General features: G+C 52.2%; 15 protein-coding genes. 11 read left to right on the top strand and 4 right to left on the bottom strand.

Translation table 11 applies throughout. The annotated features are described in order from the left end of the window. Positions 1 to 99: 99 nt before the first annotated feature. From rplI to rpsF, 3 genes are read right to left on the bottom strand one after another with little or no spacing between them, the layout of a single operon-like run. Positions 100 to 663 carry a 50S ribosomal protein L9 gene (rplI, locus tag B152_RS0119145; RefSeq protein WP_020594061.1) on the bottom strand — a complete coding sequence of 188 codons (564 nt, stop codon included), beginning with the start codon at positions 661 to 663 and terminating at the stop codon, positions 100 to 102. Between the two features lie 16 nt (positions 664 to 679). Beyond that, positions 680 to 937: a 30S ribosomal protein S18 gene (gene rpsR, locus B152_RS0119140; RefSeq protein ID WP_020594060.1), complete on the bottom strand. Its 258-nt coding sequence runs from the start codon at positions 935 to 937 to the stop codon at positions 680 to 682. A 12-nt stretch (positions 938 to 949) separates the two neighbouring features. Next, on the bottom strand, positions 950 to 1,417 hold the full coding sequence (gene rpsF, locus B152_RS0119135; protein WP_020594059.1) for a 30S ribosomal protein S6: 468 nt from the start codon (positions 1,415 to 1,417) through the stop codon (positions 950 to 952). A gap of 522 nt (positions 1,418 to 1,939) precedes the next feature. Here rpsF and fabD point away from each other — a divergent pair. The 6 genes from fabD to infA all read left to right on the top strand — a co-directional run bounded on the left by fabD (position 1,940) and on the right by infA (position 6,891). After that, positions 1,940 to 2,881 carry an ACP S-malonyltransferase gene (gene fabD / locus B152_RS0119125; RefSeq protein WP_020594057.1) on the top strand — a complete coding sequence of 314 codons (942 nt, stop codon included), beginning with the start codon at positions 1,940 to 1,942 and terminating at the stop codon, positions 2,879 to 2,881. Between the two features lie 135 nt (positions 2,882 to 3,016). Continuing rightward, positions 3,017 to 3,757, top strand: a complete 741-nt coding sequence (fabG, locus tag B152_RS0119120) for a 3-oxoacyl-[acyl-carrier-protein] reductase (RefSeq protein WP_020594056.1) — start codon at positions 3,017 to 3,019, stop codon at positions 3,755 to 3,757. 186 nt (positions 3,758 to 3,943) lie between these two features. Next, positions 3,944 to 4,180, top strand: a complete 237-nt coding sequence (locus B152_RS0119115; RefSeq protein WP_020594055.1) for an acyl carrier protein — start codon at positions 3,944 to 3,946, stop codon at positions 4,178 to 4,180. Between the two features lie 67 nt (positions 4,181 to 4,247). Next, positions 4,248 to 5,510, top strand: a complete 1,263-nt coding sequence (fabF, locus tag B152_RS0119110) for a beta-ketoacyl-ACP synthase II (RefSeq protein WP_020594054.1) — start codon at positions 4,248 to 4,250, stop codon at positions 5,508 to 5,510. A gap of 11 nt (positions 5,511 to 5,521) precedes the next feature. Then, positions 5,522 to 6,523, top strand: a complete 1,002-nt coding sequence (gene mltG / locus B152_RS0119105) for an endolytic transglycosylase MltG (protein WP_020594053.1) — start codon at positions 5,522 to 5,524, stop codon at positions 6,521 to 6,523. 149 nt (positions 6,524 to 6,672) lie between these two features. Continuing rightward, a complete protein-coding gene (gene infA / locus B152_RS0119100; RefSeq protein ID WP_020594052.1) occupies positions 6,673 to 6,891 on the top strand; it encodes a translation initiation factor IF-1 in 219 nt (72 codons plus the stop codon). A gap of 248 nt (positions 6,892 to 7,139) precedes the next feature. On the opposite strand, the gene B152_RS0119095 is transcribed toward infA, so the two are convergent. Beyond that, a complete protein-coding gene (locus B152_RS0119095) occupies positions 7,140 to 7,901 on the bottom strand; it encodes an SDR family NAD(P)-dependent oxidoreductase (protein WP_020594051.1) in 762 nt (253 codons plus the stop codon). Between the two features lie 170 nt (positions 7,902 to 8,071). Here B152_RS0119095 and B152_RS0119085 point away from each other — a divergent pair, with 170 nt between their 5' ends. From B152_RS0119085 to cas2, 5 genes are all read left to right on the top strand, one after another. Next, a complete protein-coding gene (locus B152_RS0119085; RefSeq protein WP_020594049.1) occupies positions 8,072 to 8,965 on the top strand; it encodes a YicC/YloC family endoribonuclease in 894 nt (297 codons plus the stop codon). A 65-nt stretch (positions 8,966 to 9,030) separates the two neighbouring features. Next, on the top strand, positions 9,031 to 9,675 hold the full coding sequence (gmk, locus tag B152_RS0119080; protein WP_020594048.1) for a guanylate kinase: 645 nt from the start codon (positions 9,031 to 9,033) through the stop codon (positions 9,673 to 9,675). A gap of 213 nt (positions 9,676 to 9,888) precedes the next feature. Beyond that, a complete protein-coding gene (gene cas9 / locus B152_RS0119075) occupies positions 9,889 to 13,161 on the top strand; it encodes a type II CRISPR RNA-guided endonuclease Cas9 (RefSeq protein ID WP_020594047.1) in 3,273 nt (1,090 codons plus the stop codon). Between the two features lie 12 nt (positions 13,162 to 13,173). Next, positions 13,174 to 14,097, top strand: a complete 924-nt coding sequence (gene cas1, locus B152_RS24395) for a type II CRISPR-associated endonuclease Cas1 (RefSeq protein WP_083921949.1) — start codon at positions 13,174 to 13,176, stop codon at positions 14,095 to 14,097. 33 nt (positions 14,098 to 14,130) lie between these two features. Continuing rightward, the gene (gene cas2, locus B152_RS0119065) at positions 14,131 to 14,460 is read left to right on the top strand and encodes a CRISPR-associated endonuclease Cas2 (RefSeq protein WP_211212250.1); all 330 of its coding nucleotides are present in this window, start codon (positions 14,131 to 14,133) and stop codon (positions 14,458 to 14,460) included. The last annotated feature ends 174 nt before the right edge of the window (positions 14,461 to 14,634 follow it).

The following is a 14,634-nucleotide window of genomic DNA, read 5'->3' as shown; positions in this document are numbered from 1 at the left end:
GAATGTAGCGATCTCGACTGGGGAAGTACAGATTGGAAATGAAAACGGCGCCACATCGGGCGCCGTCTCAATAACATGATCCAGATGGAAAAGAGAAGATTACTCTTCGCTTTCGCTTTCTGTCTCAAGAACTTCTTCTACTTCAGCTTCTGCTTCAGCAGCTTCAGCATCACGGGAAGAAACAGGTGCATCGGTTTTCACCTGAAGCTTTGCTTCTTCCAGAGAACGTGCTGCGTTGACGACGATGCCAACAGAAACTTCTGGGTGCAGAACGACTTTAACATCGTGCAGACCAAGAGTTTTGATGACCTTGTCGAGAACGACCTGGCTACGGTTGATGGTGATGCCTGCTTCGGCAACAGCGTCAGAAATGTCACGTGTGTTCACGGAACCGTACAGCTGGCCGGAATCACCAGCCTGACGGATCAGGGAAACAACGAGACCTTCCAGTTTCCCGGCAACCTGCTGTGCTTCATCGCGGAGCTGAAGGTTAGTTGCTTCAAGCTGAGCACGTTGAGCTTCAAACTGTGCAAGGTTGCTTTTGGTTGCGCGCATTGCTTTCCGCTTTGGCAGCAGGAAGTTACGTGCGTAGCCCGGCTTAACCGAAACCACATCACCCATCTGGCCAAGCTTTTCGATACGCTCGAGAAGGACGACTTGCATAATACTATCTCCTTCCTTAACCGATGATGTATGGCAGAAGAGCCAGGAAGCGGGAGCGTTTGATTGCCTTGGCAAGTTCACGCTGCTTTTTGGCAGATACTGCGGTTATGCGGCTTGGTACAATTTTACCGCGCTCGGAAATGAAACGCTGCAGAAGACGGGTGTCTTTGTAGTCGATCTTTGGTGCATTTGAACCAGAGAACGGGCAGCTTTTACGACGACGGTTGAAAGGACGACGGGAACCAACGCCCTGGCTTACGATCTGAACGGCCATGTCTGTTCTCCCTTAGTTAGCTGCTGGAGCTGCATCGCGCGGAGCGCGATCGCCACCACGGCCACCACGGTCACCACCGCGATCGCCACGATCACCACGATCACCACGGTCTTCACGACCGCCACGACCACCACGACCACCGCGTTCATCACGGCTGCCACGATTCTGCATGATAACGGAAGGACCTTCTTCCAGTTCATCAACGCGCAGGGTAAGGGTACGCAGAACATCTTCGTTCAACAGCATGATACGTTCCATTTCGAGGATCGCAGCAGCAGGTGCATCGATGTTCAGAAGAACGTAGTGGCCCTTGCGGTTTTTCTTGACGCGGTAAGCCAAGTTACGCAGACCCCAGTATTCTGTTTTTGCAACAGAACCACCATTTTCAGTGATGATGGTGGTGAACTGTTCGGTTAGTGCATCGACCTGAGAGGACGAGATGTCCTGACGTGCGATGTATACACACTCATAAAAAGCCATAGTTACTCCTCACGGCTTTGTGGAAAGGGCTGAAAACCCTTATCCGGAGCTGGCGTCCTCATGATCCGCTAGAGGTCACCAGCAAGGAGTTGATTTATTGCGGATAGACGAAGCGGAATATAGCGATCCTGCGGAACGGGTCAAGTCCCGTGAGTCATGCGGGTTTTTCATGTGCTTTGTCTCTATGTTATTTGACTGATATATATGGTATATTCAGAGTTTGTCCGAATTGTTTTTCAAGGGTGGCGCAGCAGGGAAAGCAGCTTGCCGGACGATTTGCTGCGCAATTTATTGCATCTTTTGCCGGACAGGGCTATTTCTGGGCCAGAATAATATGGGCCAGAATTGAACCCGTAGAGAACGACGCTTTTGCTGCCCTTTTTATGCAGAGGGTTATTCAGAGGCCGTCGGGCTGGGAACAGGGCAGGAACTAAAATCGGCGCTGGTTTCGGATGTGTATCTGTTTTTTGCCTACAGGCTTCCGGGCAGGGTTTGAAATGATTGCAGTAGAGGAATAACAATATGAAACGTGCTTTTGTCTTTCCTGGTCAAGGATCACAGGTTGTCGGCATGGGCAAGGAACTGGCCGAAGCCTATCCCGTTGCCCGCCAGGTGTTTGAGGAAGTTGACGACGCTCTTGGTCAGAAGCTTTCAAAGCTGATGTTTGAGGGACCTGAGGGAGATCTGACCCTGACAGAAAATGCTCAACCAGCCTTGATGGCAGTGAGTATGGCTGTTGTGCGTATTCTCCAGAGCGAAGGTAATTTTAACCTGGCAGACCGCGGTATCTGTGTCGCCGGGCATTCCCTGGGCGAATACTCGGCCCTTGCGGCTGTGGGCGCACTGGAATTGTCGGATGCGGCAAGATTGCTGAAGTTGCGTGGCCAGTCCATGCAGCAGGCGGTTCCTGTAGGGCAGGGGGCAATGGCTGCTTTGCTTGGACTGGATTTTGAGGAAGCCCAGGCTGTTGCCAGGGAAGCCGCACAGGGTGAAGTCTGTTCTGCTGCCAATGACAACGCGCCGGGCCAGGTGGTGATCAGCGGGCATCGGGGTGCAATCGAGCGGGCGCTGGATATTGCCAAGGAAAAAGGTGCCAAGCGGGCATTGTTGCTGCCAGTCAGCGCGCCATTCCACTGTTCTCTTATGGCACCTGCCGCCGATGTTATGGCCGAGGCGCTGGCGGGCGTGACCCTGCGCGCACCGTCTCTGCCGGTCATCAGCAACGTTGCCGTTGATTTTGTCAGCGACCCGGAAGCGATTCGGAATTTTCTGGTCCAGCAGGTAACCGGCGTGGTGCGCTGGCGCGAATCTGTTCTCTTTATGAAGGAGCAGGGCGTTGAGCAGCTGGTGGAACTGGGTGCCGGGAAAGTCCTGAGCGGTCTGGTGCGTCGTATCGACAAGGAACTTGAGTCCGCCAATGCCGGGACACCGGCAGAAATCGAGGAACTGCTCAAGGCGCTTTAAATTGAGGCGGGCTTTGATGCCCGCCATCTTTAATACCCGCCGCCTTTAATAATCGTGCACAATTTTCTTGCCGCTTGGTCTGTGTACCCGGATTGGGTACTCTTTCCCGGCGATATATATTTCTAGGAGTTACTGATGTTTGATCTTTCCGGCAAAACTGCCCTGGTTACAGGTGCCTCTGGTGGCATCGGGCATGCAATTGCTGCTGCCTTGCACGCCCAGGGGGCGACAGTCGGCCTTTCCGGTACAAGGGTCGAGGCCCTGGAAAAGGTTGCGGCTGACCTTGGCGGGGAACGGGTTTTTGTCCTGCCTGCCAACCTGTCCGAAACCGATGCTCCGGCTGATCTGATCAAACGGTCGGAAGAGGCAATGGGCCAGGTGGATATCCTCGTCAACAATGCGGGCCTGACCCGGGACAACCTGGCGATGCGTCTGAAAGACGAAGACTGGGATATGGTGCTGGCGGTTAATCTGACTGCAAGTTTCCGCCTGGCAAAGGCCTGCATGCGGGGCATGATGAAACGCCGCTGGGGCCGGATTATCGGCATTACCTCTGTTGTCGGGACAACTGGCAATGCGGGGCAGACCAACTATGCTGCCTCCAAGGCGGGCCTGATCGGCATGAGTAAATCACTGGCCCAGGAAATCGCGTCGCGCGGAATTACCGTAAACTGTGTTGCTCCTGGCTTTATCCAGACAGCCATGACAGATGTTCTTGCAGACGAGCAGAAAGCAAAGCTTCTGAGCACGATCCCCTGTGACCGTCTGGGTTCGCCGGAAGACATTGCGGCGTCTGTTGCCTATCTCGCGAGTAACGAGGCTGCCTACGTTACAGGACAGACCTTGCATGTGAATGGCGGAATGGCCATGATATAATCTGTAATTGACCCCTTGGCGTGGAATCTTTATGAAGGATATACGTCAAGGGCGTTGGCAAGCCGCTGAAAAGTGTGTTATGAGGCGGCGCCTCTCTGCAGAATGCAGGGAAATAATAGGAATTCAGGCCATACGGCCATAAAGAAACTCCGCCGAAAGGCGATAATTAGTTAAGGGCTAAGTTTTATGAGCAACGATGTCGCTGATCGCGTTAAAAAAATTGTAGTTGAACACCTGGGTGTTGAAGAGTCCAAAGTTGTAAATTCTGCAAGTTTCATCGATGACCTCGGTGCGGACAGTCTGGATACCGTCGAACTCGTTATGGCTTTCGAAGAAGAGTTCGGTTGTGAGATTCCTGATGATGCAGCCGAGAAAATCGTCACAGTTCAGAACGCTGTCGATTTCATTTCGGAAAACGTTTAATCGTTTTTACGCCGGGACAACGTCCCGGCGTTTTCGTCTTTAAATAGTATAGAGACATCACAGTATCATGCGTCGTGTCGTAATTACCGGTCTCGGTATGGTTTCTCCACTGGGAAGTGGCGTTGATCACATCTGGTCACGTCTCATCAACGGGGAATCCGGTATCAACAAAATCGAAGGTTTCGAGGTTTCGGATCTTCCTTCCCAGATTGCCGGGCAGGTTCCTGTCGGCGAAACCGCGGACGGAAAATTCAATGTCGAAGAATTCGTCCCTTTAAAAGATCGCCGGAAACTGGATCCTTTTATCGTTTTTGGGATGGCTGCGGCACAGCAGGCCATTGAGGATTCCGGTTGGGAACCGCCAAACGAGGAAAGCCAGTTTCGCACCGGTGTCATGATCGGCTCGGGCATCGGGGGACTGCAGGCAATCGCCAACGGGGCTCTGCTTCTCGAGGAAAAAGGCCCGCGCAAGCTTTCTCCCTTTTTCATTCCTTCGGCCTTGATCAATCTGGTTTCAGGCCAGGTTTCCATCAAGTACGGCTATAAAGGCCCGAACCACGCGGTTGTGACAGCCTGTTCTACCGGGGCGCACGCCATTGGCGATGCGGCGCGGCTGATCATGCTCGACGATGCCGACGTGATGATTGCTGGTGGAGCTGAGGCCGCGGTTTGCCGACTTGGTATCGCTGGCTTCTGTGCTTCGCGTGCGCTGTCTTCCGGCTACAACGATGCGCCAGAAAAAGGCTCGCGGCCTTGGGATCAGGGACGTGACGGTTTTGTCATGGGCGAGGGTGCCGGGGCTGTTGTGCTTGAAGAACTCGAACACGCCAAGGCCCGTGGCGCGACCATCTATGGTGAAGTTGTCGGCTACGGTCTCTCCGGGGATGCCTATCACATCACCGCGCCTCCTGCGGATGGCAATGGTGGTTTCCGGGCCATGTCCGCTGCATTGAAACGTGCCGGGATTTCCGCGTCAGATGTTAACTATATCAACGCGCACGGAACCTCGACACCGCTGGGTGACGAGATCGAATTTGGTGCTGTGAAGCGCCTGTTTGGCGGCAATGACAACCTTTGCATGTCCTCGACCAAATCGGCAATCGGCCATCTGCTTGGGGCGGCTGGTGCTGTCGAGGCGATCTTCTCGATCAAGGCGATCAAAGAAGGCGTTGTTCCGCCGACATTGAACCTCGAGAATCCTTCCGAAGAATGCCGTGGCATCAATCTGGTGCCGCTTGAGGCGCAGGAACGGAAGATCGATATTGCACTTTCCAACTCTTTTGGATTTGGCGGAACCAATGCCAGCCTCGTGCTGAAAGCATTCCGTTAATCGTTGGTCACGTGAGCGAAGAACCTAAAAACACGACGAGGCCTGCTTTTCTGAAGTGGGCCTCGTTTCTTTTGGCCCTGATTGTTCTGACCTGTGCGATTCTCGCCTATACGGCTCAGGTTCGTTTTCTGGCGCCCGGTCCGTTGCAACAGGATGTTTCTGTCATGATTCCGCGCGGTGCCGGGCTGGAGAAAATCTCGGACCTGCTGGTAAAAGAGGGGGTGATTGATGACCCGCTGGTGTTTCAACTGGGTGCCCGCTACACCCAGCGGTCAAAGAACTTGAAGGCGGGGGAATATCTCTTCCCGGCCCAGATTTCCATTGATCAGGCCATCGGCATTCTCGAATCTGGCAAGAGCATCGTCTATTCGGTCACGATCCCCGAGGGCAAAACCTCACAGGAAATCGTTGACCTTCTGCTGGCCGAACCGACGCTTGAGGGCACAATCAACCTGACGCCGGACGAAGGCAGCCTGCTGCCCGAGACCTATCACTTTGTTCGCGGCGACAGTCGCCAGTCGATTATTGACCGCATGCAGGCGGACTTGAGCAAAACTCTTCAGGAACTCTGGGACAAAAGGCAGGAAAACCTGCCGCTGAAGTCTCCGCAAGAAGCCCTGATCCTGGCCTCGATCGTCGAAAAGGAAACCGGGATCGCTTCGGAGCGGCCGCTGGTGGCCGGGGTGTTTGTCAACCGTCTGAACAAAAGCATGCGGCTGCAGTCTGACCCGACCGTGACCTATGGCATTACCTTGGGCAAGGCGGCACTCGGGCGCAGCCTGACCCGCGCCGATCTCAAGGCCCTGACCGCCTATAATACCTACACCATCGACGGGCTGCCACCGGGGCCGATTGCCAATGTCGGCAGGTCAGCGCTCGAGGCCGTGATGCAGCCCGCAGCAACCAAATACCTCTACTTTGTTGCCGACGGAACTGGCGGACATGCCTTCGCCCGAACCCTCAAGGAACACAACAAAAACGTCCGGATCTGGCGCTCGGTCCAGATGAAGTAGCGCAAAGGGCAGGTAAAGCTTCGGCAATAATGGCAAAATGTGGCTCTTTTGAATGATTTTAAGTCCAATATGCGATGTTTGCTTGACCTTTTGTAAATGTTCGGTAGGTTTGCCAAACCCGTGAACGCCCGAAGGAAAAGGCTAGCTGTATGGCTAAAGAAGAACTACTTGAATTCAGTGGTACTGTTATCGAGAAACTGCCGAATGCGATGTTTCGTGTTCAGCTGGAAAACGGCCACGAAATCATTGCTCACACTGGGGGAAAGATGCGTAAATTCCGTATCCGTACCATGGTTGGTGACAAGGTTGACGTTGAAATGACCCCCTACGATCTGACCAAGGGCCGGATCACTTTCCGTCACAAATAATCCTTTTCTTTCTCCGTCCGGTCAGGCTGGAGCCGCAGCGCGTTTTGTCTTACGACGGAACGCGCCTTTTGCGTTTGGTATCGGGGATACCTCTCTTATCTGGCCGTATCTGGAGCTGTGTATCGGAGAATGCGCATCTGGCCTCCCGTAACTGATACCTTGCCGCCACCCCTTTTAACTGCTTCCTGTTAACTGTGACCCCGGGCCGCTGGCCCTGGATAACTTCAGGGCAGCCCGTCCTGGGGGGGCTACTGCTTTTTTGGCAGGCGATCGGCGATAAACTCGGTGATCCACAGCGGCAACCAGGAAAAGACCAGCACCGCCAGATACATCGGCAGGGGAAAGGCAATCCGGGGCTTGTTCCGTCTCAGGCCACGGGCGATGATCCCGGCGGCTTTTTCCCCGGTCATGAGAAACGGCATGGGAAATCTGTTGGCATCGGTAATCCGGCTGACGACAAAGCCGGGCGTGATCACCGACAGGCGGATGCTGTCGCGCTTCAGGGCACCGCGCAGGCCTTCGCCCCAGGACCGCACCGCCGCCTTGCTGGCACAATAGGCCGGGGCGCTGGGTAGACCCTTGAAGGACGCGAGTGAAGAGACAATCGCAATCTGCCCGCCACCGCTGGCTTTAAAGACCGCAATCGCGGGCAGGACCGTGTTCATGACCCCGATGACATTGATATCCATGATCTCGCGGGTCTGGGCCGCGCTTTCGCCCTTTGCTCCCGTTCCCCCTGAAATCCCGGCATTGGCAATCACCAGATCCAGTCTGCTGGCGCGGTTGGCCTCTTCGATAGCGGTTGCGCAGGCATCGGCATCGCGCACATCCAGCTGCAGCGCCTGCACCTTTGCGCCTCTGGCCTGACAGCGCGCGGATATTTCATCCAGACGCAGCCTGTCGCGCCCGGTGAGATAGAGCATAACCCCTGATCCGGCATAGTTTTCGGCCAGCGCTGCGCCAATACCACTGCTTGCGCCGGTAATAAATATTGTTTTCGGATCAGTCATTCTTGCGCAGCCTTGTCCGCTTTGAGTATAACGCATTGGAAACCAATAGCGCTTGCGGTAAAAGTAAAACAGCAAGGGCCTTTGCGCCAGCTGGTTTATACTGACCAGCCTCTATCGCACCAGAGCCAGATTTGAACCAGATTTGAACCAGATTTAAAAAGGACCTCTTCATGGGTAAAGCTATCGCCAGTATGACCGGGTTTGCCCGCGCTGAGGGGGAATTCGCGGGGACCAACTGGTCCTGGGAACTCAAAAGCGTCAACGGCAAGAACCTCGAGCTGCGCTGCCGCGTGCCCAACGGTTATGAAGCTCTCGATGCCATCGCGCGTAGTGAACTGGCCAAACATTTCAAGCGCGGCAACTTTCACGTCGGGCTGGTGATCGACAACGCGCAGAAGGCGGTCAAGCTGCAGGTGAACGAAGATATCCTGCAACAGGTCATCCCCCTGGCAACCCGGGTCAGCAACGATCTCGATGCGGTGGCCCCCTCGGTTGACGGCATCCTCAACCTGCGCGGCGTGCTGGAACTGGTCGAAGAAGAAGAGTCCCCGGAAAATACCGAACAGCGTCTGCTGCTGATCGAACAGTCCCTGCAGACCGCCATCACCCGGATGGAGGAAATGCGCCTGCTCGAAGGGGCCAGAATGGCCGCGGTCGCCCAGGGCCATGTGGATGAAATCGAGCGGCTGCAGAAAAAGGCCGGGGAGCTTTCCGCGACCCAGCCCGCAGCCCTTCAGGCCCGCTTTATGAAACAGATGGCCGAACTGCTCAAAGACGGCAGCCCGGTGCCCGAAGAACGTCTGGCCCAGGAAATCGCCATTCTGGTGACCAAGGCGGACATCCGGGAAGAGCTTGACCGCCTGGCCGCCCATGTTGCCGCCGCGCGCGATCTGCTCAACCAGGGTGGCCCCTGTGGACGGCGGCTGGATTTCCTGTGCCAGGAATTCAACCGCGAAGCCAATACCCTCTGTTCCAAGTCATCCGACGTTGCCCTGACCACGCTCGGGATTGACCTCAAGGCGACCATCGAGCAGCTGCGCGAACAGATCCAGAATATTGAATAACCGGCCAGAAAAAACCGGAACACCCAAAATCCGGAACACTGAAAAATCTGACGAATAAGAGTACGATGAGCGATATGACAGAAAACACCTTGCAGCGCCGTGGCCTGATGCTGGTTCTCTCTTCTCCATCAGGGGCTGGCAAAACCACGATTTCCAGACTGCTGCTGGAACGCGAAGACGACCTGACGCTTTCTGTGTCCGCCACCACCCGGAAAATGCGCCCCGGTGAAACCGACGGCAAGGACTACTTCTTTGTCACGCCGGAAAAATTCGCGGAAATGGTAGAGGGGGACGAACTGCTGGAACATGCCACGGTGTTCGATAACCGCTATGGCACCCCGCGCGCCCCGGTGGAACAGGCACTTTCCAACAGCCGCGACGTGCTGTTCGATATCGACTGGCAAGGCACACAACAGGTCTCGGCCAAGGCCCCGAATGATATCGTCCGGGTCTTTATCCTGCCGCCGTCATTGGAGGAACTGGAACGTCGCCTCTACGCCCGCGCCCAGGACAGCGAAGAGGTGGTCAAGGGCCGCATGGCCAAAGCCGCCGATGAAATGAGCCACTGGGCTGAATACGACTACATCATCGTTAATGAATCTGTGGAAAAATCCGTCGCCGACGTTCAGGCCATCCTCAGCGCCGAACGCCTCAAACGCGACCGCAAACCCGGCCTCGACGGTTTCGTGCGGGGGTTAAGAGGGGCTTAGAGGAACTGGTTGTCGCCCTAGGCGCGACTAATAACACATCCATTTACAAACGAAGAAGGGGTGCCCGTAAGCACCCCATTTTGCGTAATAAATACTTATTACGACTCTTGATCCCTGCTAATCGATATCTGCTAAATATGATTGAATCAATGCCCATAATATATAAACTGAAGTAGTGATAGTCAAATAGATTTTCTACTCGGGGGATAGGGGATGGGTGGTTTTTTTCCATACAGGTTGGCACTAGATGGTGGCATAGCATCTTTTGGCTGGGCCATTTATGCGCTTGACCGCAACGGAGAACCTTGTGATCTCATTGACGGCAATGTGCTTCTTTTCCCGACGGCGATTGGTGCTTCGAACAGAAGGGAAAAACGCAGTGCACGAAAAACCAATGATCGCAAGCAGCTCAGGCTGAAAAAAATATGTGAATTCTTTGCCTCAGATTTTCAGGGTTATAATCGTGAAAAGGCCCCCGCAGATGTCCTGAATACCTCACCTTTCAGGCTGCGGGCGAATGCTCTGGATCGGCAAGTCAGTTTAGCCGAATTGCAACGTATATGCCTTCATATGGCAAAACATCGGGGCTCTTCTGCCATCCGGATGTCTGAAGATGAGGAGATTGCTAAAGAGGGAGCGGCAATTTCATCCGCCTTTGCCCGGACACAGGTACAGATGCTGGAACGATCTGCTCGTACATACGGGGAATTGCTTTGGCGGATAGAAAAGGCAAACAATCGAAAGTCTGGACAAGACACAACAAAAATCCGGATCAGCAAACAAGGTAACAAAGCGGGTGATGCCTATTCTCATTATCCACTCCGGTTTTTAATCGAACAGGAATTTGACAAGATTATGCTTGCTCAGTCAGCTTTTCACGACGAACTGACTCAGGAAAAAATCAATGCTCTCAAAGAAATTCTGTTTTTCGAACGTGAAACAATAACACCGAAACCGGGGTACTGTTTATATATCGAAAACGAACGTCGGATACCAAAACTCAGCCGCCTGTTTCAACTGAAACGTATTTATGAGGAGGTCAATAACCTTCGGATCGATACTGCTGAGGGAATCCGTATTCTAACCTTTATTGAACGGGATCTTCTGATCGATCAGTTAATGGCAGGTGTCACGCTTGGCAAGAAAAACACCAAGGAGTTTTTGAAACTGAAGGGTAAAGATAAACTCTATCTTGGAAAAAAAGACACTCTTGTCATTAAACCCTATCCCTTTGACTGTCTCCTGGGACAGGACGCCGTTCTGGGGGACAGATGGGCAGAGATGTCAGAGCAGCAGCAGGATGAGTTGCTCGATATTCTGGCGACTGTTTGGGATGATACACGCGCGCATATCGCGTTGAAAAAACTGTTGAACTGCAATGATGTGCTGGCGCGCGCAATTCTTGCGGTGCCACTTCCTTCGGGGTATGGCGCGATTGGCGCTTCTGCGACCCGCGAGATTATCGATGTGCTGGAAGCAAATATTTGCTCTGCTACAGAAGCAGCCATGTTGGCGGGTTTAAAGGAACGGGCAATATTCGAGGGGGATTTGCTTCCCCGTCTGCCGTATTACGGTGAAATTCTGGGTAATCATGTTAGTTTTAGCGACAATGCTGGTAGCAGCCTTCCTTATCAGGAAAAAGTGTTCGGGCGCATTCCAAATATGGTGGTTCACCGTGCTCTCATCCAGCTTCGGGGATTGGTAAATAGCATCATCAAAAAATATGGGCCACCCACTCAGATTCATCTGGAACTGGGGCGGGAACTGTCCATGTCTGAACAGGAACGCGATGATATTCAGAAAACCAACGAAAATAATCGCAAGGTTAATGATGTTATTCGCAACAAGCTTGTGAAAAATGAGGAAAAACCCAATCGATCCAACCTTATCCGCTATAAACTGTGGGAACGGCAAAAAGGCACCTGTATCTACAGCGGGGACAATATAAGGATTACTGATCTGTTTGGCGCATCCACACATGTGGATCATGTGCTGCCCTGGTCTGTAACCTGCGACGACGGGCTGGCTAACAAGGTGGTTTGTACGGCTACTGCCAATCTGTTCAAGGGCAACAATACACCGCATGATGCTTTCTCCGGCGCAGAGGGCTATGACTGGGCTGCAATCCTGCGTCGGGTAGACAGGATGATTCCAGCTATGAAGTGGCGGTTTACAGCCGATGCCTTGGAAAAATTTGAAGATGAAAATGCCGGTTCATTTTCCGCTAGAGCCATGAATGACAACCGCTATATCGCAAAGTTGATGCGGTTCTATTTATCGTCGATTTGCCGGCAGCAGGATATTGTCGTTTCAAATGGCCGTATTACCAGCAACTTGAACCGGGCCTGGGGTCTTGATAAATTTTTTGTCGATCATTCCGAAATCATACAGGAACAGATTGGCAAGGGAAAAGGCCGATCAAAACGGGCTGATCACCGGCATCATTTTGTTGATGCGGTTGCAATCGGCGGCGTCACCCGGGGAATGATCCAGAAAATTCAGACCGAAGCCGGGCGCGTGGAAAGGGAGGGAGCCGAGAATGAATTTTTCCGTCGGGTCTTTGCGCCTCTGGAACCACCGGTTCGCGACCTTGAAAAAAGGGTTTTGGCTTTATTGCAACAGATGCGTCCTGTTTACAAAAATAACCACAAGAAACAGGGGCAATTGCATCTGGAAACCCGTAATGGCATTATCGACGGGCCTGACAGGCACGGCTATTATATCAATCGCGTTCGTAAAAAGATCACAGATCTTCCCAATCTTGAGAAGCTGAACGCGCTCAGAATTGAACAGACAATTCCGGATCTTGATGAAGTTGTCAAATCCAGAGAGCGTCTGAAGGCAATCAAAACAGGAATAGAAAACTGTTGGGAAGCGGCCCGAGCTAAATTACTAAGCGAAAATCAACAGGCAATCGTCGAGAACAACAAACCCAAAGAAATCACCGATACGGTGGTTTTTAAAGTCGCGCGGGACCTGTATCTTTCTGCGGGCGGTGCAAACGAATATGTCATTTATAAACGCGAGAAACTGATCGTGCCCGCACATGCGATTGTGGGTAATCGACCTCGGTTTGGTTATGTCTCGGGTAATAATCAACGGATTGACTTTTACCGGAATCGCGGTACCGGAAAATTGGGCTGGCAGTGTATCAGCCACTATGAAGCCATAAACGAAGACAGAAAAGATGCCTTGTTCATACCTGAGAGCAAAAAAGACGTCAATGAATTGATCTTCTCGCTGTTTAAGGATGACCTTGTAGAAATGGATTGTCCGATAGGTGAGGGGACGCGGGATCTTTATAAGGTCGCCAAATTTACCAAGGGTAAAATGATGGTCGTCCCCGTCCTTGATGCCCGCATGTCAACCGATGGGCGTCAGGACCTTGGTGGCAGAGGTCTGGGGTTTTATTGCGATGCCAAGGCACGTAAAATCAAACAAGATAAAACGGGAAAAATCATATGGAAATCAAGTCGCTTACAATAGAAAGCTGATCTCTTGTCCTGGCGCGTTTTGGATATATCTCAGGACGATCGCTTTTTGCATTTCGAAAGAAACGCCATCGTGATCTGTTCAGCGGGGGAGGAGTTAGGACGACTTCATCTCCCGGACATCAACTCTGTCATTATTCACGGGCACCAATGTTGTTTGACTGTATCGTTGCTTGTTAAGCTGGCCGAGGAGGGAATCCCACTAACAGTGTGTAGCGGCAATCATATGCCTGTCAGTATTTCCCTCCCGGTTACAGGGCATCACTTGCAATCCAGGCGGGCACGGTTACAGGCAGACTGTAAACGGCCTCTTGAGAAACAGATCTGGAAACAGATTGTCGCACGAAAAATATTGGAACAGGCTGCGACCTTGTCGCTGCAAAGCGATACAATGGGGCACAGTCTTGCCAAACTTGCGAAAATTGTGAAGTCAGGCGACCCTGAAAATGTAGAGGCACGTGCCGCACGGATTTATTGGCAACAATTGTTGGGAAGAAATTTCAGGCGGGATAGAAATTTTCCCGGACTGAACAGCCACCTGAACTATGGTTATATTATTATCCGTTCTGCGATTGCGCGGGCATTAACTGCCGCTGGTTTGATTCCAGCGCTTGGTATTCATCATAAAAATGCTCAAAACGGGTTTTGTCTAGCAGATGATATGATGGAAGTTTTTCGACCTTATGTGGATGCCCTCGTCTATTTTAATCGAACGATCTGGACTGAAGAATTGTCACCTGACGCAAAAAGCCAGCTGGCTGGGCTGGTTATGCAGTCGGTTAGTGTATCTGGTGAAAATACAGATCTTTTTCGGGCCATGACGCTTTTTGTGCAGTCATTTGTCGATATTCTGGAAATTGGTGATGGAAAACTTCTGTTCCCGGATCATACGGCTGCACACTATCTAAAACAGCAGGAGCTTCAGCTTTGAATCAAACGACATTGACCGGACAGGTGTTTGAACTTGGCTTTATCACCTTATAAAATCATGTGGTTGCTTGTACTCTTTGATTTACCGACGACGTCAAAGCGACAACAGAAGCGTGCATCTCGTTTTCGCACCATGTTGATTGAAGAAGGTTTCATGATGAAACAGTTTTCGGTATATTTGAAACACTGTCCATCGCGAGAAAAAGCCTTGGCAATTTCAAAGCGGGTTGGTGGGCAAACTCCTTCGGAAGGTGATGTCAGTATCATGTTTTTTACGGACAAGCAGTTCGGCCAAGTACTGAATTTTTCTGGAAAGAAAGAGCAAGCTGTTGAAAAAAAACCAGACCAGTTTGCGTTATTTTAAGGAATAACAGATGGAAATTACCACCAAATACCTTGTTAATCATTTGAAAGTAAACAGATATTTGGTGGTCGTAGTTTAGCAGATATCGATTAGCAGGGAAGCCGTAACTCAGCATCCGGCATCAAGGATCTACTGGTTAGTTTAGCAGATATCGATTAGCAGGGAAGCCGTAAC

Source organism: Kiloniella laminariae DSM 19542 (genome assembly GCF_000374005.1).
Taxonomy (GTDB): domain Bacteria; phylum Pseudomonadota; class Alphaproteobacteria; order Kiloniellales; family Kiloniellaceae; genus Kiloniella; species Kiloniella laminariae.
The sequence above is the reverse complement of the archived record's forward strand: the minus strand, read 5'-3'. Positions and strand labels throughout refer to the sequence as shown.